11 protein-coding genes, 1 tRNA gene, 1 other RNA gene and 1 pseudogene are annotated in these 16663 nt (G+C 67.9%); 8 read left to right on the top strand and 6 right to left on the bottom strand.

Features of this window, described 5'->3' with window-relative positions:
- Positions 1–11 precede the first annotated feature (11 nt).
- Together IT882_RS12420 and IT882_RS12415 are read right to left on the bottom strand one after the other, a co-directional pair.
- Positions 12–587, bottom strand: a complete 576-nt coding sequence (locus tag IT882_RS12420) for an RNA polymerase sigma factor (RefSeq protein ID WP_195692110.1) — start codon at positions 585–587, stop codon at positions 12–14.
- Positions 584–1348 carry a hypothetical protein gene (locus IT882_RS12415; protein ID WP_195692109.1) on the bottom strand — a complete coding sequence of 255 codons (765 nt, stop codon included), beginning with the start codon at positions 1346–1348 and terminating at the stop codon, positions 584–586. The genes IT882_RS12420 and IT882_RS12415 overlap by 4 nt, the downstream gene beginning before the upstream one ends.
- A 125-nt stretch (positions 1349–1473) precedes the next feature.
- Here IT882_RS12415 and IT882_RS12410 point away from each other — a divergent pair.
- Positions 1474–1563 (top strand) — tRNA-Ser (locus tag IT882_RS12410).
- Between the two features lie 88 nt (positions 1564–1651).
- Here IT882_RS12410 and IT882_RS12405 read toward each other — a convergent pair.
- The 3 genes from IT882_RS12405 to IT882_RS12395 all read right to left on the bottom strand — a co-directional run bounded on the left by IT882_RS12405 (position 1652) and on the right by IT882_RS12395 (position 6208).
- Positions 1652–3871, bottom strand: coding sequence for a transglutaminaseTgpA domain-containing protein (locus IT882_RS12405; protein ID WP_195692108.1), 2220 nt, complete (start codon positions 3869–3871; stop codon positions 1652–1654).
- Between the two features lie 89 nt (positions 3872–3960).
- Positions 3961–5181, bottom strand: a complete 1221-nt coding sequence (locus IT882_RS12400; protein WP_195692107.1) for a DUF58 domain-containing protein — start codon at positions 5179–5181, stop codon at positions 3961–3963.
- A gap of 1 nt (position 5182) precedes the next feature.
- Complete coding sequence (locus IT882_RS12395) at positions 5183–6208, bottom strand: AAA family ATPase (RefSeq protein WP_195694362.1); 1026 nt, start codon at positions 6206–6208, stop codon at positions 5183–5185.
- Between the two features lie 142 nt (positions 6209–6350).
- Between IT882_RS12395 and ffs the strand changes: the two genes are divergently transcribed.
- From ffs to recR, 7 genes and pseudogenes are all read left to right on the top strand, one after another.
- An RNA gene (gene ffs, locus IT882_RS12390) (signal recognition particle sRNA small type) lies at positions 6351–6447 on the top strand.
- 106 nt (positions 6448–6553) lie between these two features.
- On the top strand, positions 6554–8737 hold the full coding sequence (pta, locus tag IT882_RS12385; protein WP_195692106.1) for a phosphate acetyltransferase: 2184 nt from the start codon (positions 6554–6556) through the stop codon (positions 8735–8737).
- Positions 8734–9966, top strand: a complete 1233-nt coding sequence (locus tag IT882_RS12380; protein WP_195692105.1) for an acetate kinase — start codon at positions 8734–8736, stop codon at positions 9964–9966. The genes pta and IT882_RS12380 overlap by 4 nt, the downstream gene beginning before the upstream one ends.
- A gap of 128 nt (positions 9967–10094) precedes the next feature.
- A complete protein-coding gene (locus tag IT882_RS12375) occupies positions 10095–10880 on the top strand; it encodes an HAD family hydrolase (protein ID WP_195692104.1) in 786 nt (261 codons plus the stop codon).
- Positions 10877–13419: pseudogene (locus tag IT882_RS12370) on the top strand (glycoside hydrolase family 65 protein). Before IT882_RS12375 ends, IT882_RS12370 begins: the two are co-directional and overlap by 4 nt.
- A gap of 20 nt (positions 13420–13439) precedes the next feature.
- Entirely contained in the window at positions 13440–15608 is a 2169-nt protein-coding gene (locus IT882_RS12365; protein WP_195692103.1) for a DNA polymerase III subunit gamma and tau, read from the top strand.
- 2 nt (positions 15609–15610) lie between these two features.
- Positions 15611–16204 (top strand): recombination mediator RecR, encoded by a 594-nt coding sequence (gene recR, locus IT882_RS12360; RefSeq protein WP_195692102.1) that lies wholly within the window; start codon positions 15611–15613, stop codon positions 16202–16204.
- Positions 16205–16233: 29 nt separating this feature from the next.
- Here recR and IT882_RS16655 read toward each other — a convergent pair whose 3' ends face one another.
- On the bottom strand, positions 16234–16641 hold the full coding sequence (locus IT882_RS16655) for a threonine/serine exporter family protein (RefSeq protein WP_229382111.1): 408 nt from the start codon (positions 16639–16641) through the stop codon (positions 16234–16236).
- Positions 16642–16663 lie beyond the last annotated feature (22 nt).

The following is a 16663-nucleotide window of genomic DNA, read 5'->3' as shown; positions in this document are numbered from 1 at the left end:
GGGCGAGACGGTCAGGACTGGTCGAGGATCGCGTATGTCTCGCGGAGCCGGCTGAGTGCCCGTGAGTAGCGGGTTCGTGCTGTTCCCGGGCGGATGCCGAGCGCTCGGCCGGCATCCGCGACGGAGAGTTCCTCCCACACGACGAGGCGCACCAGTTCCTGGTCACGCGGTGTGAGCAGAGTGAGTGCCTCCGCGGCCGTGAAGGCTTCATCGGGCACGGGGGCAACCGGTACGGCTGCCGCGGCGCGAAGTGCATCGTCTGCGATTGCGCGTCGGACGCGGCCACGCTGGTGGTTGGCGAGCACCTTTCGGGCGATCCCGTAAGCCCACGCGCGGCGTTCTTCCTCGGACTGTGGCAGCCGTGAGCGGTGGCGCCACAGGGCCAGAAGCGTTTCCGACGTGCAGTCGGCTGCGTCGTCGGCGGGTGTGACGCGGCGCGTGAAGTAGCGCAGTAGGAGGGGAACGAGCGGGGTGATCGCCGCTTCGAAGGCACGGTCAGCGTTGTGTGCGGTCGCTTCGAACACGGTGGCCGGGAGATTATCGGCCGATGCGGGGATGCTGCCGGTGATGGCGTCTGCGGAGCTCACTTGTTCTCTCCGAGGACGGTGTTGTAGATCTCATCCCCGAGCGCGGAGCGGTCGTTGCCGTCCCATCCGGGAGCGTTCTCGATCTGGGCGAGAGCCTGCGCGGCTTCGGCGTCTCCCGCGGCGATCCGCTCCGCGAAGGCCCGCATGATGTCAGTGACGCCGCCGCCGTCGGTCTCGACCATCGCGGGCCAGCCGGCGGCATCTGTGAGGACGGCGGCAGCCTTGGCCTGTCCCGCGGTGTCTCCGGTGTCGTAAGCGGTGATCCACGCTCCGATCCAGTCCCGGTAGGCCAGGTATTCGTAGGTGCGGCGGACCAGGGTCTCTTGAGCGAGTGCATTTTGTTGCGCCATGGTGTCGGTAACGCGAGCAGTGAGCGCGTCCGCGCTGACGCCGGGCGCGAGTGGTAGCCACGCGGGATAGAGCGAGGCGACGACGTCTGGGAGGTCGTCGGCGCCCAGGTCGAGCCACTCCGTGTCGTCAGACTCAGTGCTTACGACGGTCCCGCGGTCATCGCCGGGATTGGGCGATCCAAACCAGCCAGTACGCGCGGATAGCCCCATAGCGACCGCTCCAACGGGAATCCCGACGACGGCGACGGCGGCGAGGGCCGTCGCCCAGATCAGCCGTCGGCGACGTTCCGGCCGCCCTGGGCGGGACCGGTGAACGGCTGCTGTCGCATCGGCGCCTGTCAGCGTGACCTGTGCCGCAGGGTCCGCTGCGCGCAAGGCGTCGAGAAGGTCGGTTTCGGACACGGTCTTCATCGGTGCTCCTATCTTGGTCCCAACACGTCGTTCATGTCCGCGGAGGGGCGAACCGTTACACGTCCCTCGCGTCTGTGCTGGTCTGGGCGGGAGAAGGGCATCGGGTACGATGGACAGGCTGTTCTGGTGACGTGTCTGAGCGGCCTAAGGAGCACGATTGGAAGTCGTGTGTGCGTGCAAGCGCACCGTGGGTTCAAATCCCACCGTCACCGCCATGGTCCTGAGTCGCGACACCGCCTACGGGCGGGCCGCGGCTCAGGACCTTTTCGTAGGGTTCCCTCGGCCGCCGTGGCGCCGCGTTCGCTATCTCTGTCTGACGACGAGGCCGAACACCAGCGAACGGGGCGCAATCAGGGCGAGCGAGCGGCGTCCCGGCGTCGCTGCGAGCATCAGCTGAGTTCGGGTGTCGCGGGCCGCGGTAGCGAGCTCGCGAGACTCTGACCCGGCAGGGTCAGCAGCGGTACCGACCGCTGTCTCCGACGTGCGAGCCACCACGCCGACCCCCGCGGGAGCATACGAGGCACGTTCGATCGCCGACACCACGAGATTCATCGCGTCCGCGTCGACATCGTGTTCCCGGACCAGCCGCTCGCCGAGCATGCGTGGCGTGTCACTCCCCGAGACACGGATGCCGAGATCGACCGCCGTGTCGCGAACGACGGTCCACGCCGCGACCGAATCGCCTGCTGCCGCCGCCGCGAGAAGCCGCCGACGCCGCAGCTCCGCGACGATACCGGGCGCCGCCAGCAGAGCGAGCAGCCCCACCGCGACGGCTCCCCACCCGAGCGCGACGAGGTTGCGCTGCGCGGGGAGGGCCGCCGAGGCATCCGAGGTGTCGAGATTGTCGGTAGGCGCCGACCGCGTGGGCTGCGGCGTCGCCGAGGGAGCAGACGTGGCGGTCGGGGTGGGATCAGTCGCGTCATTCTCTGCCGTATCCGTGGCCGAGCCGAATCGCGTGGCAGTGCCGAGACTGTTGGTGGGTTCGAACGCCACCCAACCGATCCCGTCGAAGTACACCTCGGGCCACGCGTGAAGCTGACCGCTGAGCACCGAGCGCACGGTCTGCCCCTCGACGACGGTGCTGGTGTTCACGCCCGGCAGGTAGCCCACCACGATCCGGGAGGGCATGTCGAGAGTCCGCGCCATCAGCGCGAACGCCGAGGCATAGTGCACGCAGTACCCGGACTTCACCTCGAGGAAGGCGGCGACAGCATCCGCGCCCGAGCCGTCGAACCCCTGCTCGACGGGAGCGTCCAGGGAGTAGCGGAAGTCCGATCCTCGGAACCAGGACTGCAGGGCGATGAGCGCGTCATAGTCGTTCGTGGTTCCTGCCGTGATCTCTTCGGCAGTGCTGGCGATGATCTCGGGCAGATTCTCGGGCAGGGCGGATGCCGTGTCCCGGACCCGGTTGGGGTTGGCATCCGCGCCACGGATCTGGTCGAGCGTCGGCTCGGGGACGCTGGTCTCAACGACGTACGACTGTCCCTGCGTCGCGCCGTTCTCACCCACGACCGTCCGGTTCAACGGCATCGCGTTCCACGATCCCGACAGGCCGTCCACTCCCACAGCCGGGAAAGGCACGGGCAGCCAGGATGACGAGAGGTCGGTGATCTCCACCGTGGTGAGATAGTCGGCCACCTCGATACCCGGAGTTGTCTCGACATCGCCGAACACCCCGCCGCTGTCCAGCGGGAGTGCCCACGTGCGATCGGGTTGCCACACGGCGCCCGTGAACTCGCTGAGGGTCGCGACCCGCAGGTACGGGGGCAGGGGCGCGCTCGAGCGCATCCGCAGCACCTCGATCTGCTCGGGGCGGCGCAGATCCTGACCGAGCGACAGCGACGCATCGATCCCCGCGGTGCCGCTTCCCGAGGCGACCCGAGGCGCCGGTTGGGGGAGCGAGGGTGTGATGATCAGGGTCGCAATCAGCGCGAGCGCGCCGATCCCCGCAGCGACGGCGGAGGCGCCGCTGGCTCGCCCGACCCGCGGCTCCCGGCCCCGGGTTTCGGCGCGAAGCAACAACAGGATCGCCGCCGCGAGCAGCCCGAATGACCACAGATTGACGGCACTGGGAACGGCAAGCGCGGGAATGAGCGACACGGTGAAGAGGGCAACACCGGCCAGCAGCGGCATCCGTGCTGTGAGCGCGATGTGGTCAACGGCAATCGTGAACAGACCCGCCGCTCCCACGATCATGAAACTCAACGCCGGGGTGGGCACCATGGGGGCCGCGCTGTAAAAGATCTCCTCGGATGCTGTGACGACCAGGTTCGCTGCCTGATCGACGCTCGCAAAGACCGGGAGGACTCCCCACAGTGCGGTGTCGCGCAAGAACACGACAGTGACCACACCGACCGTGAGCGCCAGCTCGATGGCACTGATGCCGATGGCCGACATCCGGGTGCGGCGCAGCAGGAATCCTGTCACCATGATTGCCGCCGACAGCCCGAGCGTGCCCCAGACCCACGCGCCGGGCGAAACGACGCGCGTGACCGGCAGAAGCGCCGCGATGATTCCGATCATGACGCCGACGGTCAGTAGCGCATCGGCGCGTCCGCTTCGCGCTCCTCGGCGACGGGTTCTCTGGGCAGCCCGCCCTCGCGTCGACCAGCTCATCGCGCGACACCCTGATCGCGCGCATCGTCCCACCAGCCGGGCATCTCCGGTCCGACGCGGACGGCCTGAACACGCCACCCCAACTCCGCCGCCCGATCGAAGGCTTCCGGGCTGGCATCCGTGGCCAGCAGAACCGGCAGCGTCGTGTGCGCGCCGAGGGGAGCGAGAGCAGCGACGTCGGCCTCCGACACGGTGCCGGTGATCATCACGATCGGACCGCTTCCGACACGAGCGAAAGCGCGCGGCAGGTCATGGATGCTGTGCCCAGCCCCCGCGACGATCGTGGCGCAGTGCGCGGCGAACGCATCCAGGAGCGCTCTCTCGCCCGGCTCAATCGGCTCGTGCAGGGGTGTGCCGTCGCTATCGAGCACGCTGACCGTATAGCCGTCGTGCGAAAGCTGCGCGACAGCCGAGACGGTGGTCGCGACGGCTGCCTCGAAGGCGGGGTCCTGCCCGGGCGCCGTCGCGGCTCCCTCGCCCCAGCGTGCCTGGTCCAGGTCGATGACGACGACGGCATCCGGGGCCGCTTCGTTCTCTTCCTGGCGAACCATGAGCCCGTCATGATGAGCAGAAGCACGCCAATGGATGCGGCGCATCGAGTCTCCGGCCTGGTACGGGCGGGCCAGCAGATTGTCGACGCCGTGCCCCCGCTGCGTGTGGGTGGCGTGGATCGCGCCGCCGGCGGTCGCGGTCATCGCCCGCAGTGCCGGAACCTCGACCTGCGCAGGCGCGACCCGCACCGGGACCGCATCGAGCACGCGGACCGCGCGACGGGCAAGTCCGAACGGGTCCTCGGTGACGACCCGCAACGGACCCAGGGAGTAGATGCCCCGTGTGCTGGGTATCACGCTGTAGGTGACCGTCGCGGCACGATCAGCGCCGTTCCAGGACAGGTCGCCCTCGAGTTCGCCGATGAACACCGCGTCGGCGTCCTCGCGCCACTGTCCCGACCTGCCCAGCATCCGCGACGGCGGTCGCAGCGTGACTGTCACTGTCGTGGGTTTGCCCGCTGTCGAGACGTCGGGCACGACTCTTCGCGGCGTCGCGGTCGGCGCCCCGCGGAACCACAGCGACGCGAGACTGGCGGCGACCAGGACCGCCATGAGGACGCCGAAGAACATCAGCTCGACGACTCCCGTCTCGCCCGCGATCACGAACGAGGCGATGGCGAGCGTCAGGGCGCCGGTGCCCCGAAGCGTGAATGGCCACCTGCGCATGTCACCGCCGGGAGGCGAGGGGGACCCGGGCGTTGGCCGCTATCTGGTCGAGGGCGGCTGCCACGGCTGCCTCGCCGTGATGGGCGCCGCCTGCCGCCCGGGTCGCGATCAGGCGATGGGCGAACACGGGGTGCAAGAGTCCGGTGATGTCATCGGGAATGACGAAGGAGCGCCCCTCCAGAGCTGCCGCGACCTTGGCGGCACGCACCAATTGCAGTGTCGCTCGCGGGCTTGCGCCGAGCTTCAGGTCGGAGTGGCTGCGGGTCGCCTGGGCAAGAGAGACCGTGTACTCCTCGATCGCCGGCGCCACGTGGACGTGTCGAGCCGTCACGATCAGATCGGCCACCTCGTGGGTGGTGACCACTGGTCGCACCGACTCGAGCGGGTTGACCGTCTCGCGCTGGCGAAGCATCAGTGTCTCGGCGCGCGCATCCGGATAGCCCATCGAGATTCTCATCGTGAACCTGTCGCGCTGGGCTTCCGGCAGCGCGTAGGTCCCCTCCATCTCCAACGGGTTCTGGGTTGCCACGACCAAGAACGGATGCGGGACGAGGTGCGTGTGCCCGTCGACGGTCACCTGCCGCTCTTCCATCGCCTCCAGCAGCGCGGACTGGGTCTTGGGGGAGGAGCGGTTGATCTCGTCGGCGATGACGATGTTCGCGAAGACGGCGCCGGGCTTGAACTCGAATTCGCGCTCGACGGGGTTGAACGCCGAGACACCGGTGACGTCGCCGGGAAGGAGGTCGGGGGTGAATTGGATGCGGCGCACCGCGGCGTCGATGGATGCTGCGAGGGCCCGCGCGAGCATCGTCTTTCCGACGCCGGGGACGTCTTCGATGAGGAGGTGCCCCTCTGCCAGGAGGCAGATGAGTGCACTGCGTGCCGCGTCGGGCTTGCCATCGATGACGGAGGTGATCGCGCCCAGAACCGCGTCGGTGATCTCGGCGAAGCGCTCCACAGCCAGAGGTGTTGGTGCGTGTGGGGCCTGTGCGGTAGCCCGGTCCTCGCTGATGACGCTCTCGGTCATGCCGACCCCCTCCGCCTGTGCGCGCGCCGCCTCGTCGGATACACGGCGCATCGTCGGTCGTTGCACAATCGTAACCTTGGCCGAGTGGGTGCGGCTCTGGGAGGAAGCCGCGAATCCCCGCCGGGCGAATGGGTAGACTGGGGGCAGCTCTCCGCGCGGCGGCATCCAGGCCAACTCCCCCAGGACGGAAACGTAGCAAGGGTAACCAGGCTCTGCCGGGTGCGCGGAGAGTCTTTTCATGCCCACGCGACCGCAGCGAGACGGCGGCACGACCATCCCCGGGCCCACGGGTTTTCCCCGGGATGTGCCCTGCGGGGTCCCGGCGGACGCGCCTAGGCTGAAGTCGTGGCGCAGAGCATCTTCATCACCTCAGCAGAAGGTCACTCCGGCAAGTCCACCATCGCTCTCGGCGTGCTCGATGCACTGAGCCACGCCACACCGCGCGTTGGTGTCTTCCGAGCGATCGCCCGCTCGACGGTCGAACCCGACTACGTCCTCGAGATGCTTCTCGCGCACGATGGTGTCGACCTCCCGTACGAGGACTGCATCGGGGTGACCTACGACGAGGTGCGTGCGGATCCCGACGCGGCCCTCGGCACGATCGTGGAGCGGTACAAGGCCGTCGAAGCGCAGTGCGATGCCGTCGTGATCATTGGAAGCGACTACACGGATGTCGGCTCTCCCGCAGAGCTCGGGTACAACGCCCGGATCGCGGCGAACCTCGGCGCGCCCGTCCTGCTCGTGATGAGCGGGCGATCCGGCGAGGCGGAGAAGCTCGGATCCTCGCCCGCGCGCACCCCCGAGGAAATCGGGCAGATCACCGCGCTCGCGCTGGCGGAGCTCGCGCACGGGCGGGCAGGGCTGCTGGCGGTGATCGTCAATCGCGCCGAACCGGAGCGCGTCGACGACGTCACCGCGGCGGTGCGCGGGGTCATCGACCACGCGCGTGAGCCCGAGCATGTGACGTCCGACGGGGTCGTCCCGGTGTGGGCCATTCCCGAAGACACGTTCCTCGTGGCCCCCACGATGCGCGAGGTCATGGCGGCGATCGACGGCACGCTGATCAAGGGCGATGAGGAACTCCTCTCGCGCGAGGTCTTGGGTGTCGTGATCGCGGGGATGTCGATGGTCAACGTCTTGCCGCGGCTGAGCGAGAGCGCCATCGTGATGATCCCCGCCGACCGCACCGAGGTTCTCTTGGCGACGCTGCTCGCTCACACCTCGGGCACGTTCCCGTCAATTTCGGGCATCCTGCTCAACGGACCGTTCCCGCTGCCCGAGCAGATCGACAGGCTCATGGACGGCGTTGCCTCCAACCTGCCGATCATCGCGACCGACGAGGGCACCTTCGAGACCGCCGTTAAAGTGATCAACACACGGGGGCGCTTCGCTGCGGCATCCCAGCGGCGCTACGACACCGCGCTGGCGATGTTCGAGCAGTACGTCGATACCGCGATGCTGAGCAGGTCTCTCGGTCTCGCCCGCTCGACGGTCGTCACCCCGCTGATGTTCGAGTACCAGCTGGTGGAGCGCTCGCGCTCGGATCGGCGGCGGATCGTGCTTCCCGAGGGCAGCGACGATCGCGTCATCCGGGCCGCCGCGACAGTTCTGGCTCGCGGCATCGCCGACCTCGTGATCCTCGGCGACGAGGGTGAGATCCGCACCCGAGCTGCCGAGCTCGGCGTCGACGTGTCAGCCGCGCAGATCATCAGCCCCTTCGATCCCACCTACGTCGAGCAGTTCGCGCAGGAATACGCGCGCCTGCGGGCCCACAAGGGGATCTCACTCGATCAGGCAGCCGACACGGTCACGGACGTGTCGTACTTCGGAACCCTGATGGTCCACCTCGGGTTGGCTGACGGCATGGTCTCGGGCGCAGCTCACACGACAGCGCACACCATCCGTCCGGCGTTCGAGATCATCAAGACCAAGCCGGGGGTCTCTGTCGTTTCGAGCGTGTTCCTTATGGCGCTCGCCGACCGGGTGCTCGTCTACGGCGACTGCGCCGTGATCCCCGATCCGACAGCCGAGCAACTCGCCGACATCGCCGTCTCTTCCGCAGCGACTGCTGCCCAGTTCGGCATCGACCCCCGTGTCGCGATGCTGTCGTACTCCACCGGGGAGTCGGGCTCGGGGGCGGATGTCGAGAAGGTGCGCGCTGCCACGGCGTTCGTTCGCGACCGGGCGCCTGAACTGCTCGTGGAAGGCCCCATCCAGTACGACGCTGCAGCGGATGCGGCAGTTGCCGCGGCGAAGATGCCCGGTTCGCGCGTCGCCGGGCGAGCAACAGTGTTCGTCTTTCCCGACCTCAACACCGGCAACAACACCTACAAGGCAGTGCAACGCTCGGCGGGCGCCGTCGCGATCGGGCCGGTGTTGCAGGGGCTCAACAAGCCCATCAACGACCTGTCGCGCGGCGCGCTCGTCGACGACATCGTCAACACCATCGCGATCACCGCGATTCAGGCCCAGGCTGACGCGGACCTCGCAGCTCCGGCATCCAGCGAACAGGAAGGGACCACCGCATGAGCGTTGTCCTCGTCGTGAACAGCGGCTCTTCGTCGTTCAAGTACCAGTTGATCGACATGGACAATGAGGCGGTGCTTGCGTCGGGTCTGGTGGAACGGATCGGCCAGGAGGGCGGCCACTCTCGTCACACCGTCACCGCAGCGGAGTTCTCCCCGGATGAGCCCGCCCCGACGTTCGTGAGCGCGACCTCCGAGCGGGACCTGCCGATTCCCGATCACACTGCCGGGTTCCAGGTGATGCTCGACGCCTTCGCCGCACACGGTCCTTCCCTGCAGAACAACCCGCCGGTGGCCGTGGGGCACCGTGTCGTGCACGGTGGCGCGAGGTTCTTCGAGCCGACGCTGGTCACCCCGCTCGTACTCATCAACATCGAGGACCTGTCGCTTCTCGCGCCCCTGCACAACCCGGGGGCCGTGCAGGGCATCCGCGCCGCACAGGAAGCGTTCGAGACGATTCCGCACGTTGCCGTCTTCGACACCGCGTTCCACCAAACGCTGGCCCCCGCTGCTTACACCTACGCGATCGATAGGGAACTTGCAGAACAGCACCGCCTGCGCCGGTACGGATTCCACGGCACCTCGCACAAGTTCGTCAGCGAAGCGGCAGCCGCCTTCGTGGGCCGTCCGCTCGGTGAGCTCAAACAGATCGTGTTCCACCTCGGAAACGGCGCCTCCGCCGCGGCGATCGAGGGTGGTCGGTCCGTGGACACGTCCATGGGACTCACGCCCCTCGAGGGCCTTGTCATGGGCACCCGTTCGGGTGATGTCGACCCGGCCATCGTGTTTCAGCTCGCGCGGCGCGCGGGGCTCTCGATCGACGATCTTGATGATCTGCTCAACAAGCGCTCGGGAATGCTGGGTCTCGCGGGAGCCTCCGATATGCGCGACATCGAACAGCGCCGCGAGGATGGCGATGAGGCGGCAACGCTTGCGTTCGATGTCTACATTCACCGGCTGCGCACCTATGCCGGGGCATACCTCGCGCAGCTCGGCGGCGTGGACGTCATCTCCTTCACCGCCGGTGTCGGCGAGAATTCGCCCGTGATTCGCGCGGCAGCCCTCGAGACCCTCGGCTTTGCGGGGGTCGAGATCGATCCCGAGCGCAATGAGCGGCGCGAACGTGGCATCCGTCGCATCTCGACCGATGCGTCGGACGTGACGGTGCTCGTGGTGCCGACGAATGAAGAACTCGAGATCGCCCGGCAAACTCTCGGCGTTGCGCAGCGCTGAGCGCTCGCAAACCAGCGTTGGGGCACGGCCGAACTACTACGCTTGCACCACGGCGTCAGCCGTACCCGACCCTGCGCGCTCGCTTCGTGCAAACGCTTGTGACACCCCCACCCGCCAGGAGGTTTCCTGTGGCCGACGCTCTTCCCGATCTCACCGCCTTCGATGCGGTGCTCTTCGATCTGGACGGGGTGCTGACCCCGACCGCCGAAGTGCACATGCACGCGTGGCAGGTGATGTTCGAGAAGCTCTTCGCGGCGTGGGACATCACGCCCGCATATACCGAGCGCGACTACTTCGAGCACCTCGACGGCAAGAAGCGCTACGACGGCGTCGCGAGCCTGCTGTGGAGCCGCGACGTCGAGGTTCCCTGGGGCGAGCCCACTGACGCGCCGGAGCTCGATACCGTGTGCGGCATTGGCAACCGCAAGAACGCAGTCTTCGAGAGCGTGCTGCGCAGCGAAGGCATCGCGCCCTATCCGGGTTCGCTCGCACTGCTTGACGTGCTGCGGGATGCCGGGACCCGGATCGCCGTGGTCTCCAGTTCCAAGAACGCGCGGGAGGTCCTCACCGCCGCGGGGATCATCGACCGTTTCGAGGTGATCATGGACGGCGTCATCGCCGAGCGCGACGGGCTGGCATCCAAACCGGCCCCCGACGTGTTCGTCGAGGCCGCCGCGATGCTCGGCGTCGAGCCTGCATCCAGTGCGGCAGTCGAAGACGCCCTGTCGGGAGTGCGTTCGGCGGCGGCGGGAGGCTTCGCCCTCGTCGTCGGCGTCGACCGCGGCGTCGGGGCTGAGGTTCTCCGAGACGCAGGCGCGCACGTCGTCGTCGCTGACCTCGACGAGTTCCTGGCCGGCGATGGTGCCGGCATCCGTACCGCTGCTCCCGCGCCCGAAAAGGAGGAGTCCGCGTGATCGATCGCGACCGCTATCCCGTCGACCCGTGGCGGCTTGTCGAGACGAGCTATTCGCACGACGAGGTCGGTGTCTCCGAGACGCTCTTCGCCGTCGGCAACGGCTATCTCGGACTGCGTGGCAACAATCCCGAAGGCCGGCACGCGCACGAGCACGGCACCTTCATCAACGGCTTCCACGAGGTCTTCCCGATTCGGCATGCCGAGCAGGCGTTCGGCTTCGCCGAGGTCGGCCAGACCATCATCAACGCCCCGGATGCCAAGATCATGCGGGTCTACGTCGACGACGAGCCGCTCTCGCTCGATATCGCCGACGTGCGCGAGTACGAGCGCGTGCTCGACATGCGCGACGGCGTCATGCGTCGCCGCATCCACTGGGTCACCCCGTCGGGCAAGGAGGTCCTCGTCGAGGATGAGCGCCTCGTCTCGTTCGAAGAGAAGCACCTCGCGATCCTGCGGCAGACCGTCACGGTGCTCAACTCCGACGCTCCCGTCACGATCAGCTGCCAGATCATCAACCGGCAAGATGGCGAAGACGTCTACGGCGGCACGCCGGTGGCCCCCAAGAAGGCGGGGTTCGACCCGCGCCGCGCGGAGCGGATCAACGAACGTGTCCTGCAACCTCAGGAGTACTGGCAGGACGGTATGCGGTCCGCGCTCGCGTACAAGGCGACCTCGTCCGAGATGACGATCGCGGTCGTGGCCGATCACATCATCGACACCGACAACGAGTACGACCCGCGCACCCTCATCGAGCCCGACATCGCCAAGAACGTGTTCCGCGTCCGGGCCAAAGCGGGTAAGCCGGTCACGGTCACCAAGCTCGTGAGCTACCACACCTCGCGAGGCGTTCCGTCGCGCGAGCTCGTGGACCGTTGTCGGCGGACCCTCGACCGGGCTCGAGCCGAGGGTGTCGATACGTTCTTCGTGCGGCAGCGTGAGTGGCTCGATGCGTTCTGGGAGCGTTCGGACGTCCGCATCGGCGGGCACGAAGACCTGCAGCAGGCGACGCACTGGTGTCTGTTCCAGCTGGCACAGGCCGCCGCGCGCGCTGACGGACTCGGGGTTCCCGCCAAAGGTGTATCGGGATCGGGGTACTCAGGTCACTACTTCTGGGACACCGAGATCTACGTCCTGCCCTTCCTCGCGTACACAACCCCGCAGTGGGCGCGAAACGCGCTGCGGATGCGGTACCTCATGCTTCCGGCGGCGCGACGGAGGGCTCGGCAGCTCAACGAGGCCGGGGTGCTGTTCCCGTGGCGCACGATCAACGGCGAAGAGGCCTCGGCCTACTACGCCGCCGGTACCGCGCAGTACCACATCAATGCCGACGTGAGCTTTGCGCTGGCGAAGTATGTGCGCTCCTCCGGAGACACCGAGTTCCTCTACCGCGAGGGGGTCGACATCGCCGTCGAGACCGCCCGGATGTGGGCGAGCCTCGGGTTCTGGCGTGAGAACGAGGTGGACTCGGAGCGTTCGTTCCACATCCACGGGGTCACCGGCCCCGACGAGTACACCACGGTTGTCAACGACAACCTCTTCACGAACGTCATGGCGCGGTTCAACCTGCGCTTTGCCGCTCACACCCTCCGGGACATGGCCCTGGACGCTCCGGAGGAGTACCGCCTCATGGTGGATCGCCTCGGTCTGGGGAGCACGAGGTCGAAGACTGGGAGGCCGCTGCCGAGGCGATGAACATCCCGTTCAGCGATGCGTTCGGCATCCATCCGCAGGATGCTGTCTTCCTCGAGAAGGAAGTCTGGGACCTCGAGAACACCTCGTCCGATCAGCGGCCACTGCTGCTGCACTTCCACCCGCTCGTGATCTACCGCTACCAGGTGCTCAAGCAAGCGGATGTCGTGCTGGCGCTGTTTCTGCAGGGCAATCACTTCACGACCGAAGAGAAGCTCGCCGACTTCGAGTACTACGATCCGCTGACGACGGGTGACTCCACGCTGTCAGCCGTCGTGCAGTCGATCCTTGCCGCAGAGGTCGGCTACCAGGATCTCGCGCTGAAGTACTTCCTCGAGTCGATCTACGTTGACCTCGGCGACCTGCACCATAACGCCTCGGACGGCGTTCACGTCGCCTCGGCCGGTGGTGTCTGGACGGCGTTGGTCAGCGGGTTCGGCGGAATGCGTGACCATTTCGGTGAGCTGACGTTCGATCCGCGGTTGCCCGTCGACTGGCCGGAGCTGTCGTTCACTCTCCACTGGAAGGGCACCCGGCTCCAGGTCACGATTGGCCGGGATCGGATGTGGGTTGCCGCAGGCCCGGGCGAGGCCGTCGAGTTCGCCGTGCGCGGTGCTCGGTACGTCGTGGACCCCGAGCAGGAGCTCATGATCCCGCTTGCCGATCAGGGCCCCGTGATTCCCGGACGTCCCTCGATTCGCCAGTTCGCGGACGTCACTCGTGACGACGGGTCGCTGCTGTCGGCATCCGTGCCGGTTGTCACCACCTCGATCCCGATCGTGGGTTCCCCTGAGGCCTCGGAGAACGTGCCCGAGCAGCTGCCGCAGGCCGCTGACCCGATGTCGTGACCACGCTCTAGGCTGGGTGAATGACCACCGCCCTGTACCGCCGGTACCGCCCCGAGGCGTTCGGCGAGATGATCGGGCAGAGTCAGGTCACCGAGCCGCTCATGACCGCGCTGCGGGGCGATCGCGTCGGGCACGCCTACCTGTTCTCCGGACCCCGTGGGTGCGGCAAGACGACCTCGGCGCGCATTCTCGCCCGGTGCCTGAATTGTGCCCAGGGACCGACGGATACGCCGTGCGGCGAGTGCGAAAGCTGCATCGAGCTCGGACGCGGCGGCGGGGGGTCGTTGGATGTCGTCGAGATCGACGCGGCCAGCCACAACGGTGTCGATGACGCGCGCGATCTGCGCGAGCGTGCGGTCTTCGCTCCCGCGCGCGACCGGTTCAAGATCTTCATCCTCGACGAAGCGCACATGGTGACGCCCCAGGGCTTCAACGCGCTGCTCAAGCTCGTCGAAGAGCCGCCCGATCACGTCAAGTTCATCTTCGCGACGACCGAGCCCGAGAAGGTCATCGGCACGATCCGTTCGCGGACGCACCACTATCCGTTCCGCCTGGTGCCGCCGGCAGCGATGCTCGAATACGTCGGGTCGTTGTGCGAGAGCGAGGGCGTTGTTGTCGACCCCGGCGTGCTGCCCCTGGTTGTGCGCGCCGGCGGCGGTTCTCCGAGGGACACGCTGTCGCTGCTCGATCAGCTCATCGCGGGCTCGGAGGGCGCTGTCACCTATGAGCGCGCTGTTGCGCTTCTCGGGTACACGCACGCCGAGCTTCTCGACGAGATCGTCGACGCCCTCGCGACATCCGACGCGGGTGCCGTGTTCGCCGCTGTGGACCGTGTCGTGCAGACCGGTCAGGACCCACGCCGGTTCGTCGATGATCTCCTCGAGCGCCTGCGCGATCTCATCGTCGTGGCCGCGACCGGGGACGGTGCCGCGGCAGTCTTGCGCGGTGCCTCACCCGAGGACCTGCAGCGCATGGCCGCGCAGGCCGACCGGTTCGGCGCGCAGCGACTCTCTCGCTCAGCGGATGTCGTCGTCGCCGCGCTCGACGAGATGACCGGAGCCACGTCACCGCGACTGCAGCTCGAGCTGATGTGCGCGCGCGTTCTCGCGCTGGAGCCCGCGGCGCCGGTTGCCAGCGGAGCGCCGGTTGCCGTTGCTGCTCCTGCTTCGGCCGCCACGGCTGCTGCGACCACTCCCGGTCCGGCTGCCGCGACCACTCCGGCTCCCACGCCTCCCGCCGCTGCTCCGGCTCCCGCCGCCGTGAGCACTCCCGCTCCTGCCCCGGAGGCCAGTGCTCCGGCTGCCGAGCCGGTGCCCGAGCCGCCGACCGAGCCCGTGACGCTCGATCTCGTGCGTGAGCGGTGGGCCGCGGTGCTCGCCGCGCTTGAGGGCATCAGCCGCTCGTCGTGGCTGCTGGTGTCGGTCGCGACAGTTGCCGATTTCTCCGGTGATGTCCTAACCCTCACCTTTGCGAACGCGTCCGACGTCGCCAAGTTCAAGCATCTTCTTGCCGGCGCCGGACCGAGCGAGGATCTTCGCACGGCGATCAAGCGGGTTCTCGGGATCCGGGTGAAGTATCTCGCGAAGCACGACCCCGCGTCTGGCGCCCCGGGCTCGGCGGACCCCTCGGACGACGGACCGGGCGGCGGATCGGGTCCTGCCGGACCACCCCCCGCGCCCCAGTCTCGCGGAGGCGCGGCTGCAGGGAGCGGGAGCGCAGATGCACAGCCCCGCGGGAGCGCAGATGCACAGCCCCGCGGGAGCGCAGGTACGCAGCCCCGCGGTAGCGCAGGTACGCAGCCGCGTGGGGGAACGACAGCCGCGTCCGCGGCTCCCGCCGTGACGGACTGGGCGGTTGCCCCGATCCCGTCATCCGAGGCTCCGACCGCGGTTCTCGCGCCCTCTCTCGCTGTCGACGACGAACCCGAAGATGCGCCGGCCGGTTTCGGCGCACATCTTCCGACTCCCCGCGAGGGGGAAGTCATCACCGCCGACGAGCCGCCAGCCGACGACGATGACGCCGAGCCCATGGATCTGGATGTCGCTCCCGATCAGGCGCCGGTCATCGCGCAGCGGATCGCGCGTGCCCCCGACGGGGCCCAGCGCTACGGCGAGGCGGTTGTACGGCAGCTGCTGGGGGCGCGATTCATCCGTGAGGAACCGCACGCGTCTGCCACGAGGTTCGGCTGAGCATGTACGACGGCATCGTCCAAGACCTCATCGACGAGTTCGGTCGCCTTCCCGGGATCGGACCCAAGTCGGCGCAGCGGATCACCTTCCACATCCTGCAGACCCCGACTTTCGATGTGTCGCGACTCTCGCAACTGCTCGCCGAGGTACGCGAGAAGGTTCGGTTCTGCGAGATCTGCGGCAACGTGTCGGAGCAGGATCGGTGCGCAATCTGCCGCGACCCCCGCCGCAACCAGACGCTGATCTGCGTCGTGGAGGATGCGAAGGACGTCTCGGCGATCGAGCGGACCCGTGAGTTCCGTGGTCTGTACCACGTCCTCGGCGGTGCGATCAGCCCCATCGCGGGCATCGGCCCCGACGACCTGCGCATCGCTCCGCTCATGCAGCGCTTGGCCGACGGCACCGTGCAGGAAGTCATCCTCGCCACCAACCCCAACCTCGAGGGTGAGGCAACCGCGACCTACCTGTCACGCCTGTTGCACACTCTGCAGATCACGGTGACCAGACTCGCCTCGGGTCTGCCGGTCGGCGGTGACCTCGAGTACGCCGACGAAGTCACGCTCGGCCGTGCGTTCGAGGGGCGCCGCTCGGTCTGAGCCCGGGGCGGCGCCGTGCACGGGAGCAGTCAGAGGCGGAAGCGTGCGCGAGCGTTCATGACGCTGGTGAGCGTCGCCCGCACCGGTTGGCCGAGATAGATACCCAGTGACGCGCCAACGGCGAGGGCCACACCGATCACCCCTGCGTTCACGAGAGTTCCGAAGCCGATGAGCATGTGAGCCGGGTCCTCACCCGACTGCACGAGCGTGAGCAGGCCGCGGAAGACCATGGCGCCGGGGACCATCGGCAGGATGGCCGCCGCGGTCACGGCGACCGACGGCACGTGCAGCCGGTAGGCCAGCAGGATTCCGATGAAGCTGCCCGCGAGGGCCCCGACGCCGCTCGCTGCCGCGGTGTCCAGACCGATGAGCGTGGCGAGAAGGTAGGCCGTCCACGCCGCCACGCTCAGCGCCGCACTGACAAGGATGATCCGCATCCCCGAGCCGTTGATGACCGCG

The organism is Microbacterium schleiferi (assembly GCF_015565955.1).
Taxonomy (GTDB): Bacteria; Actinomycetota; Actinomycetes; order Actinomycetales; family Microbacteriaceae; genus Microbacterium; species Microbacterium schleiferi_A.
The sequence above is the reverse complement of the archived record's forward strand: the minus strand, read 5'-3'. Positions and strand labels throughout refer to the sequence as shown.